Below are 17,657 nucleotides of genomic sequence, written 5' to 3' on the forward strand. Positions count from 1 at the left end.
TACCGCAGTTCTGCCGCGCCCTACCGCTCGAACCGGAACCAGCCGAAGTCGAACCGGCTTCCCGGAAGGAAGATGAAGGTAACCTTCCGCACTCCCGCCACCCTCTCCAGCTCGAAAACGCGCTCCTCGTAACCGTCGGAATGCAGGAACTCGATCAGCTGGTTGCTCGGCTCCCCGCCCGGCCCCTCGAACCGGACGTGAATCGTGTTCTTGTCGATCGGAGACCGGCCGTACACGACCAGCTTCGAGGCGCCTTCGTCCCCGAAGTCCATCCCTTCGAACTCAAGGGAGACGTTGTTGCCGATCCCCTCGACGCTCGAGCCCGCCACCTCATACGTATCCCCGTACACGCGGTCGCACTCCGCCGCCCGGTTCAGCGCGAACGCCCGGCTCTGCCGCTCGAAGGAGAAGCCCTTGATATGCACCTTCTGCCGCAGGACGAAGCAGATCGAGCTCACTCCGCGCAGCCGCTTGGACAGGCGGTACGTCTCCTCCTGGTACACGTTCCACCGGGACGGCTTCTGGTAGACGACGTCGGCCAGCAGAGCGCTGCCTTCCTCGTCCGGCATGCCCTCCCAGATCTGCAAGGCGTATTCCTCGCTCATCAGCGCGAAGATCGGAATCGTGATCGTATCCGATCCGTACGGGCCGAAGTCGATGTCGCGGAACCCGACCTGCGTCTCGCCGTCCCGGCTCGTCGCGACTCCTCTCTCGTTGCCGTTGCCGACTTCGCCCTTGCTGTAGTCGTACAGCCCGGCGGAGATGAAGCCGTACGGATCCTTGTACGCCACGCCGAGACCGGTCGCCTTGAACTCCAATTGCGAGATCAGCTTCGTCTTGCCCGTCCCGTTCTTGCTCATGCAGCGAAGCCGGAAGTCCCCGTCGCCCAGCGCGGTAACCTTCGCCTCATGGCCGTTCGCCTCCACCTTGGCGATGTTCGAAGCGATGCCGGCGTCGTTGACGACGCTCCATTCGAGCTCCCGGTAGGACGTATTCGCCGGATGGAGCCGGGCGCCGACGACCAGCTCCCGCTTCGACTCGTCGAACGACTGGCCGTCCGGGCTGACAATCTCGATTTTCCGAAGAGGCACTTCCCCCTGCTCCGAGCCCATGACGCAAGGCATCTCCCGGTTCCTCGTCCGCGCGGAGACGCCGGCTAGGGCCGCCGCATCCCCGACCGGTACCGACTCGAGCTCCAAAACCGCGGTCTCCATGCCGACGGAGGACACCTCGATCCGCACGCTCCCCGGCTCCAAGGCCGCACCCACGATGGCCATGAGCTTGCCGCCGAACAGCCTCCGGCTCAGTCCCTTGTACGGGTCGTAGTCCGTACTGTCCCCGTTGTCCAGACCGAGCAGCCGCCCCGCTCCCGTCACCTCGACGCGCACGCGGTTGTTGGCATTGTCGACGGGGTTGCCCTTCTCGTCCTCCATCGAGATCTCGACGAACAGCAGATCCGTTCCGTTCGCCGTCAGGCCGGCCTTGTCCGCGCGCAGGCGGATGTTCTTCGCGTCCCCGAACGATCGGCGGACGTCCGTCGCGATGACGGCGCCCGTCTCGTCGCAGGCGATCGCCTTCAGCTCTCCCTCCGCATAGGGGATCTTCCACCAGCCGACGAGATGCGTTCCCGTCTCCCGGTCCAGCTTCTGCTTCCCCTGCGACACGCCGTTGAACAGAAGCTCGACGACCGGCGCGTTCGAGCAGATCCGGACGTCGATCGTCTGCCCGCCGTTGAAGTCCCAATAAGGGAACAGGTGCACCATCGGCTTCGTCCGGTAATCCGTCCAGGCGGCTTGATAGATGTAGTACGAATCCTTCGGAAAAGTAGCGGTATCGATCTGTCCGAAATATGAGTTCTTCGTATGGTACGGCGTTGGCTCGCCGATGTAGTCGAAGCCGGTCCACAGGAACTGGCCTAGGGAGAACGGCGCGTCCCTCTCGGCGATGATGCAGGCTTCCGCCGACTTCGCTCCCCAGCTCGTCGGACTGTTGCCGAGCGCCGAGCACTGCTCGTCGTCGTCGGTCAGAATCGACCGTTCGAACGGAAAATGATACACGCCCCGGCTCTGCACGACCGATGCCGTCTCGCTGCCGTAAATAATCCAGTCCGGATGCTCCTCATGATGCTGGCGGTAATACTTCTCCGCGTAGTTGTAGCCCGCCACCTTGACGATATCCGCGCACTTCCGGGCGTTCTCCCAAGGCATGTAGTTCGAGCCGATGGTGACTCTCGCGTTCTCCTTCGGGTCGTGCTTCCGCACTTCCTCCATGAGCATCCGGGTTACTTCCTGCCCCCGCTCGTCCGCGTGGGTGTCGTAGATCTCGTTGCCGATGCTCCACAGCAGCAAGCTCGGATGGCTGCGGTCCCGGCGAACCCAGCTCCTCACGTCGACGGCGGCCCATTCCTTGAAAAAGCGAGCGTAATCGTAGGGAGTTTTCGGCCTCTCCCACATGTCGAACGCCTCCGAGACGACCAGGAAGCCCATCTCGTCCGCCAGGTCCATCAGCTCCGGGGCCGGCATGTTGTGCGCCGTCCGGATCGCGTTTGCCCCCATCTCCTTCAGAATCGCGAACCGCCTTCTCAGCGCTTCCTTGTTGAACGCCGCGCCAAGAGCCCCCAAGTCGTGATGCTCGCACACTCCGTTCAGCTTCAGGCGGACGCCGTTCAGCAGAAGCCCCCGCTCGGGAACCAACTCGATCGTCCGGAAGCCGACGTTCCGGACTGCGGTCTCGAGAACCGCCTGCCCGTCGGCCGATTGCAGCCGGGTGACCAGCCGATAGAGATTCGGCTCTTCCGGGCTCCAGAGCAACGGATCGTGCACTGACATCGTCTGCGACAGGAACGCTTCGGGTTCGTCCCCCGCGGCGACCCGGGCCGAGACGGTCGCGACGACCCGATCCCCATGCAGCAGCGTCTGGGACAGGAGCGCGTCTTCATGGACGTTCAGCTCCGTGTCGACCTCCAGCTTCCAGCCGTCCTCCTCTTGCCGCGCGGAGACATAGACGCCGTCCGTCGCCAGATGGGTTCGCCCCCGCGTCTTCAGCCAGACGTTCCGGTAGATGCCGGCGCCGGAATACCAGCGGCTGTTCGGACTTCGGTGGACGACCTTCACGAGAAGCTCGTTGTCCCCTGGCCGCAGGGCGTCCGTGATGTCGTGCTCGAACGAGGAATAGCCGTACTTCCATTCGCCGACGAGACGCCGATTCACGTATAGGGAAGAGTCCATGTACACCCCGTCGAAATGCAGCAGGACCTGATCGGCTTCTTCCGTATAGGTGAATCGCTTGCGGTACCAGCCGATGCCGTCTTCGTACAGGTTCAGCGTATCGTAGATAAGCCAGTCGTGGGGAAGGTCCACCGGCTCGAAGGAGAGCGATTCGGCATCCGCCGCGTCGAGCCCGCTCTTGGCGAATTCCCAGCCGTCGTTAAACAGAATCTTGTTGTTCACGGTTTTGTTCTCGGTCTTGTTCTCGGTCTTGTTCACGGTCGCAACACCCGCTTTCCTCGGTGAAATGGCAAGAAGGGCCCGCGGCCGCAGGCCAATGCGCCCGGCCGGGCCGCGGATCCCTCTGCGTTAATCTTAGTAGCCCAGAGTGCTCTTCGTCTTCGCGAAGATGTCGTTCGCCATCTTCGTGTAGCGGGTGCTGCCGTTGGCTTCCGCTTGAGCCACGTAGTTGCTCCAGCCGGCTTCGATGTTCTCTTGGCCGGTGATGAACTTCAGCGTCATCGTCTTGACGTAATCCATGAGCGGCTTGGAGATCAGGTTCATCTCTTCGCTCTCGTCCGGAGTCGCCATGATCGGCGGATTCAGCTTGCGCGGCTCGCGGTATTTGAGGATGCGGTCGTTGTAGTCCTTCTCGCCGTCGGTCATCTTGGACATCTTCAGCGCCTTGGAGCCGCCGTAAGCGAACACGCCGCCGCCGAAGCCGTAGTCCACGTTCAGCTTCTTCGTAGCCGTCGGGTTGAGCCCGTTGTACGTGATGTCCGGGTTCAGCTTGATGGCGCCGCTCGCGTCCTTCGTGTACGTCTCGCCTTCGACGCCCCACAGGCTGAGCGTCTGGCCTTCGTCCGAATACCACAGCCAGTCGACGAAGCGCAGCATCTCGATGAACTTGTCCTTGCCCAGCTTCTTGAGCGCGTTCTGGCTGATCATGACGCCGTTCTCCAGGCGGGAAGCTTCGATCTGCAGCTTGCCCTTCGGTCCGCCCGGCTGAACGATCATGTACAGGTCGGCGTTCGGCACCTGCATCTTCGCCTTCATGTCGGCCAGGTTCTGATAGTTGCCGTTGATGACGAAGGTATCGCCTTTGAAGAACTTGGCTTGAGCCGTATCGTCGTCTTGGGTGAACGATTCGGGATCGAGAATGCCGTCCTTGATCAGCTTGTTGAAGTAAGTGACGTACGCTTTGAAGTTATCCGTCGTCTCGGCGAAGGCGAACTCTTGCTTGTCATGGTCGAACACGAGACCGTTGGACAGCCCCCATCCGCCGGTGACGCCGTATTGGACGGCCGCGATGTTCAGCGTGGCGTCGCCCTTGAACCGGTCGGACATGACGTACTTCGCGCCGGTATGCGCTTTCACCTTTTTCATGGCTTCATAGAAGTCCTCGTACGTCCAGTTGCCTTCCTGGCCCGTCACGTCTACGCCGGCCGCCTCGAACACGTCCTTGCGGATGATGAAGGAATAACCGCCGCCCGCGACTTCCCACAGACCCGGCAGCACGTAATACTTGCCGTCCGCCTGCATCTTGATCTTCAGGTCGTCTTCCATGTTCCATTCTTTGACGGCCTTCATGTAGTTCGGCATGTACTGCACCCAGTCGCTGATCGGCACGATCTGGCCGCCGGCCACGTAGGCGCTCTCTTCGTACGTCTTCGGAATGATGAAGGGAGCGTCGCCGCTGTTGACCAGGAGCGACTTCTGGTTCTCGTATTCCGCGCGGGCGACGACCGTCAGGTCGAAGGAGACGTTCGTCTTCTCCGTGATCGCGCTCCACAGCCTCCAGTCCTTCTTGTAGGGGTAGCCCTCGTTGTCGCTGAACATCATGGAGTACGTGACCGGCGAGTTCGCGTGGAACGTCTGGCCTTCGCCGAACGTGTAGTCGAGGGCCGCCGCTTCCGTCCCGCTCGCTCCCGCCGAGGCGCCGGCCGATGGGGACGACGAGGCGTTGTTGCCGTTGTCGTTGCCGGAGCACGCCGTCAGTCCCGCAGCCATCGATACCGCCAAGATGACCCCGGTTGCTTTTGTCATTCTGTTCATACCGTACCTCCCGCTTTCCTTATAATTTGTTTAGTTTATATAACAGAACGGGCCGCTTCGCGGATGTCTGGAATTATCGGTAAGAAGCTGCCGCAGCCCTTCTGAAATACACCGCCTCAGCCTTTGACGGCTCCGATCATCATCCCTTGCACGAAGTACCTCTGCACGAAGGGATAAATGCAGATGACCGGCAAGGAAGTGAGCAGCATGGCGCTGGACTTGATCGTCGCCGCGATCTGGGCGTACGAAGCGTCCGTCGCCCCGAATTCGGTGGAATTGACGGCGCTGTCGATAATCTGGCGCAAGTACAGGGCGACCGGCCACTTCTCCTTGGATTGAAGGAAGAGCGAGGCGCTGAACCAGTCGTTCCAGATGGCGACCATGCTGAACAGCACCATCGTCGCCAGAATCGGCTTGGACAAGGGCAGCGTAATTCTCGTGAAGATGCCGTATACGCCGAGCCCGTCGACCGTCGCCGCTTCCTCCACTTCGTTCGGCAGGCTGGAGAAGAACGTCTTCACCAGGATGACGTTGAAGGCGCTGATGGCGCCGGGAATAATGAGCGCCCAGATCGTATCCCGAAGATGAAGTCCTTGGGCGACCAGCACGTAGTTCGGAATGAGGCCGCCGCTGAAGTACATCGTGAACAGCACGAACGGGATGAAAAACTTGTTCAGGCGAAGCTTTTCCTTCGACAGCGGATACGCGAGAACGGCCGTCGCGGTTACCGAGATGAGCGTTCCGAGCACGGCGTACATAATCGTGTTGCCGTAATACCGATAGAAGTCGGGTTTGCCAAGAACGAGCTCGTACGTCTGCGTCGTGAATTCGACCGGGAAGAAGGAGACCTTCCCGGCGTACACGGCCGCTTCCGAGCTGAACGATTGCGCGACCAGATAGACGAACGGATATAGCGTCAGCAGCACGACGAGGGTCATGACGAGCGCGTTGAATACTTGGAACGCCCGATAAGAGGGGGTCGCCTTCATGGGATCTGCTCCTTCCTACCAGAGACTCGATTTGGTCGTTTTCTTGGAGATGAAGTTGGCGGTGGTCACCAGGATGAGACCGATGATGCCTTCGAACAAGCCGACCGCCGTCGCGAAGCTGAAGTTCCCGCCCGCCGCTCCGTTGGAGCCGCCGCTCGCGCCGCCGATCCCCATCCGGTACACGTAGGTCGAGATAACGTCGGCCGTCTCGTAGGTGAGCGGATTGTACAGCAGCAAGATCTTCTCGAAGTTCGATCCCATGATGCCGCCGATGTCCAGAATAAGCAGAGTCATGATGGTCGGCAGGATGCCGGGGATCGTCACGTGCCACGCCAGCCGGAACCGGTTCGCTCCGTCCACCCTAGCCGCCTCGTACAGATCGGTGTTGATGCCGGTCATCGCCGCCAGGTAGAGGATGGTGCCCCAGCCGAGTCCTTGCCAGATGCCGGAGCCGATATAGATGGCCGGGAACCATTCCGGGACCGTGATGAACGGAATTTTCTCCATGCCGAGGTTCCCCAGCAGCGAGTTGATCGGGCCGGTCAAGCTGAGCATCTCCTTCACCATGCCCGCCACGATGACCATCGACATGAAGTGGGGCAAGTAGGAGACCGTCTGGACGAACTTCTTCAGCCGAAGCTTGCGAATCTCGTTCAGCAAGAGGGCGAAGATCAGCGTCAGGGGGAACCGGACGATCAAATACGTGATGCTCAGGAACAGGTTGTTGTAGAAGGCTCTCCAGAAGGTGGGGTCCTTCATGAACATGCGGAAGTAGTGAAGCCCTACCCATTCGGTGCCGAACAGGTTCGGACCGCCTCTGTACTTGCGGAACGCGATGATGTTCCCCAGCATCGGCAAGTACTTGAAGACGAGAAAATAGACGACGGGGATCACGATAAACGAATAAAGCTTCCATTCCTTCCTAACATGCTTCCAGAGAGAGTTCCTGTACGATCTTGGGGCCTGGAGCGCCTGCTCTTCAGCTGCCATATCCTCACCGCTTCCTTCCGGGAGATTCGCCTGCGAATCTATGAATCCGCTGCATGCTTCAATTTATCTCAAATCCGGCCGGATCACCACTTGGAAATCGATGCCTGCCGGTAACGCTTACATTCGATGTGAAAGAAAAAGCGCGACGCACACGCCTTCATCTATCCATTCCTCTCTCTTATCTGCTTCTTCTCTCGGGCCGACAGGGCCCGCGATCGCGCGGCTCTTAATAGATCTTCCGGTCGTGCTCGTCGGGGATGCCGGTCTTCCGATAGAAGTACGTATTGATGACGTCGCGCCATTCCGCTGCGTGCGCCGCTTGCAGCTGGAGGCGGTCCAGCACGCTCTCGTAACGTTCTTCGTCGATCTTGCCTTCCAGCGAGCGCCACGCCTTCACGAGTTCCTCGGCCTTCTCGGTTCCTTCGAAGTGAGAGTCGTAGATATGCTGGATGACCGTCTTGCCGGACTTCAGCCGATGTCGGTAAGGGACGTGGTGGAAAAACAGCAGCAATTCGTCCGGACAGCTCTCCGGCAATTCGTAGCGGGCGGCGGGAACGTCGTGGTACTGTCCGGCGAATCCGGTTCCCGTGGCGACGGTGCGGTCCACTCCGATGCCCTTGCTGTCGGCGAAGTGGTAGGTGCCCCACTTCGAATATTCGTAGCCGTCGACGTTCGGGCCGTAATGATGGCCCGGATTGACCATCCACCCGATCCCGAGCGGCGACGTGTAGCTCTCGTAGATGCTCCAGGATTCGAGCAGCATGCGCTTGATCGTTCCGATGACGACGGGATCGTGGCCGAACGAGATCCGCGCCCATTCGTCCGTGATCTGCTCACTCGTCAGCTCCGGCGACCAGGTCAGGCGGCCGTAGCCGTAGTAGTTCGCCTGCGCCAGGAGATGTCCCGTCCAGTTGAGGTCGCTGCCGATGTTCGCCACCGCGGCGAATCCGCCGAGCGGCCGGCCGAACAGCTCCCCCGTCGCCGCCTTCGCCGCCGTCGAGCCTTCGCCGAGAGCGTGCGTGTCGAAGTCGAGGATCTCCTTCCACTGAGGAACGAGGTAGCACAGATGTCTCTGCTGCCCGGTGTACTCCTGCGTAATCTGCAGCTCGAGCAGCTGGTTGGTGTGCCGCATGCCGCCGATGAGCGGGGACACCGGCTCTCGAACCTGGAAGTCCATCGGGCCGTTCTTGATCTGAAGGATGACGTTGTCGCGGAACTTCCCGTCGAGCGGCCGGAAGTGATCGTATGCGGCCCGGGCCCGGTCGGTCGTCCGGTCGCGCCAATCCTGCAGGCAGTCGTACACGAAGCAGCGCCAGATCGCGATGCCGCCGTAAGGCTCGAGCGCCTCGGCGAGCATGTTCGCGCCGTCCGCGTGATCGCGTCCGTACGTGAACGGACCCGGCCGGAACTCCGAGTCGGCCTTCACGAGGAACCCGCCGAAGTCGGGAACGTGCCGGTACGCGTCGGCCGCCCGCTCGGCCCACCATCTCTTCACCTCGGGGTCCAGAGGATCGGCGGTCGAGAGCCCCCCGATCTCGATCGGGCTCGCGAAGTTGATGCTCAGATACAGCCGGATTCCGTATTCTCGGAAAACGTCGGCCGCCTTCGCCACCGAAGGCAGCAGCTCGGGCGTGATGAGCTTCGTCTCGATCTCGTGGACGTTCACGTTGTTGATGGCGACGGCGTTCAAGCCGACCGCCGCCATGAGCCGGGCGTAATCGCGGAGCCGCTTCCGGTCTTCCGGGTCTTCCAGGAACCTTCCCTCGCGGAAGAACACCGACTCCCCCGCGTACCCCCGTTCGATGCTGCCGTCCATGTTGTCCCAGTGGTCGATCATTCTTATCTTGCCGGATGGCTTCTCCGCGATCCGCAGATCGGCGATGGGTCGACCGGTCTGCAGCAGCCTCAGAAAATGGAACGCTCCGTACAGCGCGCCCCTGTCCGTTCGTCCGGCGATGGCGATGAAGCGGCGTCCGGGCTCGTCGACGGTACGGAGCACGTATCCTTCGTCGCCCAGAGCCTTCGCCTCGGCGTCGTCCGCGACGCCTTGAAGCTCCGCGCTGTCCAGCGTGCCGACGACGAGGCAGCCTTCGCCGTCCGCGGCCTGCCCTCGCCTCGGCTCGCGTCCGAGCATCGAGCCGAGGCCGGCCGCGAGCTCTTCGACCGCCGGTGCTAACAACGGCGCCGTCCCGGAAGAGGCGACGACGATCTTCCCGCACCATGGAGCATATTCCTTCGCTTGGTCCGGAAGCAGCGGAGCGTATCGCAGCCACGCCCGATAAGCGTCGCCAACCGCCGGCACCCCGCCGAGAGAGGTCGTCTCGTTCTTGATCTTGGTGTTATTATTCATTTCAATCCTCCAGGGACACTTGTAACAATTAATCGGCTATTTAACGACTGGGCCTCCTGATAATAATGAGCGTTCTCCTCCGGAAAGCCTCGGACCCGTTGATTTAGCTACAATGTTATGAGGATATTATAAAATTAAGCGTTTACACTTTCTATAGAGCAACTAAATAATATTTGTAATTATTCAACATGTTCCGGTGTATTTTTATTCTCTGCCAGGGCCCTGCCGACGCGCTGTGGAGGTGCGATCCGCGATCAAAGGGACTCAGCGGTTGAGGCAGATTCGGCGAAGTTGCGGTTATGCGACCAAAGCGACTCAGCGGTCGAGGTAGATTCGGCGAAATTGCGGTTATGCGATCAAAGTGACTCAGCGGTTGAGGTAAATTCGGCGAAGTTGCGGATATGTGATCAAAGCGACTCAGCTGCTGAGGTAAATTCGGTGAAGTTGCGGTTATGCGATCAAAGAGACTCAGCGGTTGAGGCAGATTCGGCGAAGTTGCGAGCGCTTGGGGAATAGGGAAGTTTGGAAGTCTAGTTCCTGGTTTCAATCCGAATCACAGGGCGCCGGTTCGTAGGCCCATGTTCTCTAACGAACCCAGGAGACGCTATTTAGCGTCAAAAGCCCATTTTGAAACCCCTAACGAACCCCAGCGATCTTATTTAGGTCCTTCGAGGGTAAAAACGGGCTTCCAGCACGAAATAGCGTCTATACGATTCGTTAGAACCGAAAATTCACGATTTTCAACCAAATAGCGTCTCCTCGATTCGTTAGCCGTCCCCCCCCAATCGAGACGGAAGCCAGGCGAAACCATGCTAAACGAAACCAAGCGAAATATAGAAGCCCAACGCAACATAAACTCCACAAAGAGGCTCTAGCCCGGATCACAAGTCTGTATGCGAGTTGGTCAACCATAGAAAAAAAGCCGCGCCCCTTCTCCCGCAAGAGAAGGAACGCGGCGGACTTCGACCGTCAGGCGGCCGATCGAATGCAGATCAGACTGATTCCGAGCAGCAGGCAGAGCGGCGAATAGAAGACGCTGTCCCAGTACGCGAACGGGGCTCCCTTCCGGCTCTTGAATAATCCCACCCATCGGAAATCCCCGATCGCTCTCAGGACAAACACGGCGGCCAGCGCCCATCCCCCAAGCGCGAACAGCCAACCGGGCAGCAGCGGCTCTCCGATCCCGCCCAACTGCAGAACGAAGGCGCCCGCCATCGCCAACAGAGCGGCGACAATCGCCGTAGCCGCCTTGGACGGCCGGAACAGCGGCTCTTCCCCGCGGGTCGGGACCGCGATCCGGAACCCCTTCCTCCCTCCGGCCGCCCAATAGACGTGAACCCCGCTTAACGCGAACAAGACGATTCCCGTCATCCAGGCCAATCCTTCCGCCATCCGTCTTCCTCCTTATCGTCGGATCAGATGCTCGCAAAGCCAAGTCGCGTGCTCCTGAACCTCTTCGCGCGTCAAGGCCGTCCGTTTGTGCCTCTCGTACCAACCGAGGTAGTAGTGATAGAGAAGCCAGGCCTTGCGCCCGGCGTCCTCGGCGGTCGAGCCCGCCTCCATGAACAACTCCCCGGCGAACCGCATCCGGCTCTGCTCCATCTCGTCGATCAGGGGCTGGTATTCGGGCTCCCTCTCGGCCAGACGTCTTAAATAGAAGAGAAAGTCCCCCTTCCCCGTAACCGAGAACATCTGCTGAAGCAGCTCGGAGATCTTCTCCTCCGCCGTCTTCGGCCGCGAAGAAGCCGCCATGACATCCCGCGTCGTCTTGCCCGCCCAGTAGTCCACGACTCTCCGCACGAACTCTCCGCGGTTCGCGAAGTACCAGTAGAAGCTGCTCTTGCTGCACTTCAGAGCCGCCGCCATGCTCTCGACGACCAGAGCGTCGGCCCCTCCTTCCGCGAACCGCTCCGCCCCCAGCCGGATCCACTGCTCTTCCGTCGCCACGATCTTCGGCATCCCCATCTCTCTTTCTGTACGATATCGTCTAGATAGGTCCATTATATGGCATAACGATAGGGCTCGTCACGTCTGTACGGTATCGTTCAGAAAATCGTCAAGCGACAAAGAAGGGCAGCCGCCCCCCCTCGTTTATGAGGGGAGTTCCCGGCGCCCCTTGTTCCTTCCTTTTCCCCATTCGTCATCATGGCGTTCCGGCGTCACAGGCCCAGCTTGTCCAATTCTTCCAGCATCGCAGGGCGCTTCGAGTATGTTCGTCGCAATCCGCTTACGATCCGCTCCGCCGTCTCCCGGCCTCCCGCCTTCAGAAGCTCCTTGACGATCTTGCACACCTGCTTGTACTGCTTCCGGTTGGAAGCGTCCGCGGCTTCGGCCTCGATATGCCGCTCGAAGAGGCGGTACGTCTCTTCCGGATAGGGCCCGACCAGCTCCTTATAATACGGAACGATACGGCCGGGGGAGATCTCGACGTACTCCAGCAGCTTGTCATGCTCTTTCTCTTCGACGAGCAACCGGACATACATCGCCTGCGCTCTCCAACCTCCCCCTTGCTCCTGTGCCGTCAATACTCGGGCATACACTTCGGGCCATTCTTCGGGAGAGTACAAGCCTTTTAACTCCTCGTAATACGAATAATCTCCCGAGACCGCGAACTCCTCCGTCAGCTCGCGCTGCAGCTGCCGTTCGCCCGTCAGACGATAGACCTCCAACCTTAGCTTCCGCCAACGGTCTACAAGCCCCGGATAGCCCCTACGGGCATCCTCGTCCTCCCCTTCCCGGGCAAGTCTTAGCGCCTCTTCGTAGAGGGAACTCTCGATCGCTTCCCGAATGGCCTTCTCGCGAATCTCGGGCACTTCCATATTCTCCCGAAGGAATTCTGCCCCTCGCGCTTCGCCGTCGAACCGCCGGACCAAATCGTACTTCATCGGAGCCATTTCTCTCGCGAAGAAGGATGCCGAATAGGAATCGCCATATTCCGCTTCCAGCTTCCCGGCGCTCGCTTCCCATATTGCTCTCGTCTCTTCGTCGTTAACGAGCTGAAGAGAGATTCGCAGCAAATCCAGAAGCCAATCTGATAACAACGGAAGCTCGGTCTCCCGCAGAATCGAACGCAAGAGATCTCTTCTCTCGCTCGCCGTCAGGGACGGGGCGATCTCCTCCACGGCCTCTCCGACAAGCTCCAATCCATCCTCCGCCAGCCCGCCGACAATTCCGTCGGAGTCGTCGCAGGAGTGGATCAGGTCCGTCAGCTCTCTCAACGCGCAGAAGCTTATCCGAATGGACGGAAGAGCATTGCCTTGATCCAATGCCGCTCTCGCCTTCTCCAGCACGATCCTCGCGCCTTCGACGGCACGCGGAACATGCCGGTAAGGAACGAAGCCGTCCCTCTCCGAGTACCTCTTCACGTAGCCGCGAATGAGCTTGATCAACTGCTTCTCGTCGACCGTTCCTTCCGCGTTCATGAAGAAGAGTTCCAGCCTGCTCTTGACCTCGCGGAACTCCTTCGCATATTCCGACAGCAGCCCGACCAGCTGTTCCTTGCTTAAGGCGGCCAACCGGTCGGCCAGCGACTTCTTCGGCTGACGGGACCGGCCCTTCCCGCTTGAAGCCGGTGCTGGCAGCCGATCCCGGATCTCCAGCATCACGGCGGCCTGGTGTTTGCAGATAGCTTCCATAGCGAAAGGGCAATCGCAGCTCGAGAATTCGATCTCGCCCTCCGCTCCGATCCGCACCTCGACTATGTAGAGCTCGCTGCCTTCCACCTCCGCCCGATAATCGCCCTCTTCGACTTCCTCTAGCTCCGCGATACGATCGTCCAGACGATAAGCTTGGCCTCTCTTCAAGATGACGGAAGGTATCGCTTTCTCCAGTTCATCGAGCTTCATGTCGCCGCCTCCAATGGTTTCATGCCCCTTGCTTATTTTTTCCGTCCATTCATTATAACCGATCGAACGTCTAGCCCCAGAAGGAGATTCTCCTCTCGGAGATCCGGCCGGTCGCAATCTTGTATACATAGTAAACGCGGTTGCTCAGATCGACCAACGCCAGAGCTCTCTCCTCTTCGATCGAGTAGGTGTGAGCCCCCAGATCGCAATTCATGCGAGCCCCGTCGCAATAGATATACTCGCATGGAGTATGTCCGTGAACGACCGGCTTCCCCCCGGTACGTTCCAGGACGAGCTCCCGCGGGTACCCGTAGAAGTCCGATTCCGGCATCCAGAGCGTCTCGCGATCCTGCTCCGTCAAGGGGCTATGCGGGTCCAGCCCGGCATGCGCATACACGAACTCGTCATCTTCGAAAAGCAGGGGAAGTCCGCGGCACCAATCCAGAACGTCCCGCCAACGGTCGGCGCCGCGGTCCCGCAGCCGGTTCAAGCCGTCGATCGTCCGGCTTCCCGCGTGGGACAGCCACAGGTCCGACTTGCCCTCGTAATGCCAGACCATCATCTCTTCATGGTTGCCGGTCAGGACCCGGACATGCTCCGGATGCCGCAGCGCCAGACTCATCGCTTCCTCGAGCGCAAGGGCGCTGTCCGGTCCGCGGCTCACCAGGTCCCCGCCGATCACGAGCTGATCCTCTCCCGGCTCGAAGCGCGCATGCGCCAGCAGCTTCCGCATTCCCTCGAACTCTCCATGGATATCGGTTATAAACAGCTTCCTCATCGAAGAATCCCCCGGCCCCGCGTTGCAAAACGAAATTGTTCCTTCATTTATATAGTTATTCGACGGAGACGGGAATCCCCCTTTTTGCCCGATAGTGCCCGGCCATGAAGAAGGGGCCGTCCCCCATGTCATCTGCGATGACTGGAGAACGGCCCCATCCCGTTATCGGGCGGCGAACTTGCCGCCGGCATCGGCCGCGCCGGGTTCGCCATCCGTCCGATGGAAGATACGATTCCAGGCTCTGCGTACGAAAGGCATTGCGTAGCCGTCGAGTCCGAACCGTCCGGCGTTCGCGCCGGCCGTGAAGATGACGACTCCCAGCGCCAGCAGCCACGGGTTCGTGCTTACGGTTCCGGCGAAGAGGAACAGGAAGTTAAGCAGCATTCCGAAGAAGGCGGCCGTCAGCGTCAACCCGCCGAGGATGAGACCGACCCCGATCAGGAACTCGCCCAGCGGAATCAAGAAGTTGATCAGCTTCACGTTGGGAAGCGCGAAGTGTTCGATGAAGTACGTGTAGTTGGGGAACAGCACTTCCTGCGTCGCCCGGTCGGCAACCGGGTTCGCTATGGCGTTCTTCAGGAAGCCTCCCGCGTCGAAGCCGTCGGTCAATTTCTCCCACCCATGATACATCCACTGCCAACCGACATAGATCCTGAGCAAAGTAATCGCGGCGGCGACCCATACGTTTTCCCGGAACCATCTAAGCATGATGGCCATCTCCTTTTTGTCATCCATCGGATGCTTCGTTAACCTTACGACCTCATTATGGCGCATTCCGCGATCGAGAAATGTGAAATAGATCACAATATTGGATAGTTTGTGAATTTAGACACAAAGTTGACTTAAGTTCCGGTGGTCCTTGACTTTGGGCACGACACTCCCGTTATTGCCCTTTATTCGATAACTCCACCTCAAGCGAGTAAACCAATCCCCCTCGCCGACTGTCTACGACACGCGGCTCTCCGACGGAGACGGGCGCTCCGCGTTCTGCTTCTCGTACAGCTCCTTGTAATAACCGTTCGCCTGCAGCAGCGTCCGATGGTTGCCGCTCTCGACGATACGCCCCTGCTTCAGGACGAAAATCCGGTCCGCATGCACGACCGTCGACAGCCGGTGGGCGATCATGACGATCGTCTTGCCGCGGCGCATCCTCTCGATCGACTCCTGCACCCGCTTCTCGCTCTCGTTGTCCAGCGCGCTGGTCGCTTCGTCCAGCAGAACGACGTCCGGGTTCTTGAGGAAGACGCGAGTCAGCGCTATCCGCTGCTTCTGCCCTCCGGACAACTTCACGCCTCTCTCTCCGACTTCCGTCTCGTATCCGTCCGGAAGGGCGCAGATGAAGTCGTGGGCGTACGCCTGCCGGGCGGCGGCCCGGATCTCCTCCTCCGAGGCGTCCGGCTTCGCCATCCGGATGTTCTCCGCGATCGAGACGCTGTAGAGGAAGTTGTCCTGCGTCACGACGCCCATTCGCTCGCGAAGGCTCGCCAGAGACAGATCCTTGATATCGATGCCGTCGATCGCGATCGTCCCCTCGTCGGCGTCGTACATTCGGGTCAGGAGCTGAAGAACCGTGCTCTTGCCCCCGCCGCTCTCCCCGACGAACGCGTACGTCTTCCCCCGCTCGATGCGGAAGGAGACGTTATCGAGCACCTTGTCCTTCCCGTTGTAGGCGAACGAGACCCGCTCGAACGAGATCGCGTCCGCGAACCGCCCGAGCGTTCGGGCGCCTTCCTTCTCCGCGACGGTGACTGGAATCGCCAGGAAGTCGAAGATGCGCTGGAGCGCGACGCCCCCTTCGGCGACGATCGGGAACGCTTGAACGAGAGCCGCCACCGGAGCGCGCATGCGGTCCACGTAGGCGAAGAACGCGATCAGGCTGCCGAGCGACAGGGAGCCGTCGATGACGAACAGGCTGCCGGCCGCGACGACGAGGAAGGGCGTGATATCGCTCAGCACGTTGACGGAGGCGAGCGAGAGCGCCTGCCGGGAGGCCTGCCGGTCCGCAAGCCGATCGTAATGCTCCAGGTGGCCGTCCAACTGCTCGCGGTCGCGCTTCTCCGCCTGGAACAGCTTGGCCCAGAGGGCTCCTTGAATCTTTTCCAAAACGAAACCGCTCATCACGGAGCGATAGCCCATCAGGCTCCGCGTCGCCGCCTTCACCTTCTTCGACAGCAGGTGGGCCAGCGCGAATTGAACGCCGACAAGCAGGACGGACAACGCCGTCAACTGCCCGTTCAGCGTCACCATCACGCCGACGACGCAGCCGAGGACGATCGTCTCGATCCAGACGTTGGAGAAGACGGCGGTCATGTAGCCGCGGATCTTCTCGACGTCGTCGAAGAACCGGGCGCCGATCTCCCCGCTTCGGTTGTCGGCGAAGTATTTGGCGTCCAGGGCGTGCACCTTGGCGAATGCGTCCCGGCGAAGCGCCGTCAGAATCCGGTTGTTCGCCCGGTTCATGCAATACTGCCGAACGTATTCCATTGGCGCTCGAACCGCGAAGAAGACGCCGACCATAATCGCCGCGACGAGCAGCAGCTGCCCCAGCTTGTCGGACCGGGTCAGCGAGTCGCTTCGCAGCAGGTCGTCGAAGAGGTATTTGACGACGAGCGGCACGGAGAGCGGAATAAGGAAGCGGAACAGGCTGCCGGCGAACCCGAGCAGGTACAGCTTCCGCTCGCGCCGGACGTACGGCCAGAAGGCGCGCATCTCCTTCATCGGGGTTTCTCCTCCCCGGGCGGCTTCGGCTGCGGCTTCGGGGTCCTTCTTCTGCGGATCATCGAATACGCGATGTCCGCCGCGCCGACTGCGCAGGCGGTCCCCGACAGCGCCCAGCCGATCGATAGCGCGCGATCCAGCCATGCGAGATCGTACACGTCCGCCGCGATGGCGCATCCGAAGCAGACGTGCAGGCCGATCAGCCCCCCGTACGCGATTCCGTCCATGATGGTATCTTTTCTCATCCAGTGGTCATCCCCGTTCGCGGCTTGATTCCTTAAGCTAGGTTCATCTTACCGCCCCGGCGCTCCCCGCATCGCGCAAGCAACGGTCCCCCGCCCCGCAAGCGTTGACCCTCGTCCCGCAAAAGATTGCGCGCCCCGCGCAAAACCCGCCCCCAAATCCGCGGCCTCCCCGCAACGCAAAAAAAACTACGACTGCCCAATTCACATACAGATTTGTTATCCGGGCTCAGATTCGCTCGCGTTGAGCTTCTCTATTTGTTACCTGGTTCCCGTTTGAATTGGGGGAAGCGGCTAACGAATCGAGGAGACGCTATTTTGCCAAAAACAATGGATTTTCGATTCTAACGAATCGTATAGACGCTATTTCGTTCTGGAAGCTCCTTTTTCCCCTCAAATACCCTAAATAAGATCGCTGGAGTTCGTTAGATTTTCAAAAGGGGCTTTTGACGCTAAATAGCGTCTCCTGGGTTCGTCCCTCGTA

The 17,657-nt window shown here is 60.1% G+C and carries 12 protein-coding genes; all 12 read right to left on the reverse strand.

Features of this window, described 5'->3' with window-relative positions:
- Positions 1-20: 20 nt before the first annotated feature.
- Entirely contained in the window at positions 21-3,449 is a 3,429-nt protein-coding gene (locus H7B90_RS25140; RefSeq protein WP_185138664.1) for a glycoside hydrolase family 2 TIM barrel-domain containing protein, read from the reverse strand.
- 132 nt (positions 3,450-3,581) lie between these two features.
- Positions 3,582-5,261 (reverse strand): ABC transporter substrate-binding protein, encoded by a 1,680-nt coding sequence (locus H7B90_RS25145; RefSeq protein ID WP_185138649.1) that lies wholly within the window; start codon positions 5,259-5,261, stop codon positions 3,582-3,584.
- Positions 5,262-5,377: 116 nt separating this feature from the next.
- A complete protein-coding gene (locus H7B90_RS25150; protein ID WP_185138650.1) occupies positions 5,378-6,250 on the reverse strand; it encodes a carbohydrate ABC transporter permease in 873 nt (290 codons plus the stop codon).
- A gap of 15 nt (positions 6,251-6,265) precedes the next feature.
- Positions 6,266-7,240: an ABC transporter permease gene (locus tag H7B90_RS25155; protein ID WP_185138651.1), complete on the reverse strand. Its 975-nt coding sequence runs from the start codon at positions 7,238-7,240 to the stop codon at positions 6,266-6,268.
- Between the two features lie 226 nt (positions 7,241-7,466).
- Positions 7,467-9,590 (reverse strand): alpha-glucuronidase family glycosyl hydrolase, encoded by a 2,124-nt coding sequence (locus H7B90_RS25160; protein WP_185138652.1) that lies wholly within the window; start codon positions 9,588-9,590, stop codon positions 7,467-7,469.
- Between the two features lie 969 nt (positions 9,591-10,559).
- Complete coding sequence (locus H7B90_RS25165) at positions 10,560-10,982, reverse strand: DUF3995 domain-containing protein (RefSeq protein ID WP_185138653.1); 423 nt, start codon at positions 10,980-10,982, stop codon at positions 10,560-10,562.
- Positions 10,983-10,994: 12 nt separating this feature from the next.
- Positions 10,995-11,549 (reverse strand): TetR/AcrR family transcriptional regulator, encoded by a 555-nt coding sequence (locus tag H7B90_RS25170; RefSeq protein ID WP_185138654.1) that lies wholly within the window; start codon positions 11,547-11,549, stop codon positions 10,995-10,997.
- 200 nt (positions 11,550-11,749) lie between these two features.
- Positions 11,750-13,435 carry an SWIM zinc finger family protein gene (locus H7B90_RS25175; protein ID WP_185138655.1) on the reverse strand — a complete coding sequence of 562 codons (1,686 nt, stop codon included), beginning with the start codon at positions 13,433-13,435 and terminating at the stop codon, positions 11,750-11,752.
- A gap of 70 nt (positions 13,436-13,505) precedes the next feature.
- Complete coding sequence (locus tag H7B90_RS25180; protein ID WP_185138656.1) at positions 13,506-14,213, reverse strand: metallophosphoesterase family protein; 708 nt, start codon at positions 14,211-14,213, stop codon at positions 13,506-13,508.
- Positions 14,214-14,375: 162 nt separating this feature from the next.
- A complete protein-coding gene (locus H7B90_RS25185; protein ID WP_221482157.1) occupies positions 14,376-14,921 on the reverse strand; it encodes a DoxX family membrane protein in 546 nt (181 codons plus the stop codon).
- 237 nt (positions 14,922-15,158) lie between these two features.
- Positions 15,159-16,931, reverse strand: coding sequence for an ABC transporter ATP-binding protein (locus H7B90_RS25190; protein WP_185138657.1), 1,773 nt, complete (start codon positions 16,929-16,931; stop codon positions 15,159-15,161).
- A complete protein-coding gene (locus H7B90_RS25195; protein ID WP_185138658.1) occupies positions 16,928-17,176 on the reverse strand; it encodes a hypothetical protein in 249 nt (82 codons plus the stop codon). The genes H7B90_RS25190 and H7B90_RS25195 overlap by 4 nt, the downstream gene beginning before the upstream one ends.
- Between the last annotated feature and the right edge of the window lie 481 nt (positions 17,177-17,657).

The sequence above is a fragment of the Cohnella xylanilytica genome (assembly GCF_014212175.1).
GTDB classification, from domain to species: domain Bacteria; phylum Bacillota; class Bacilli; order Paenibacillales; family Paenibacillaceae; genus Cohnella; species Cohnella xylanilytica.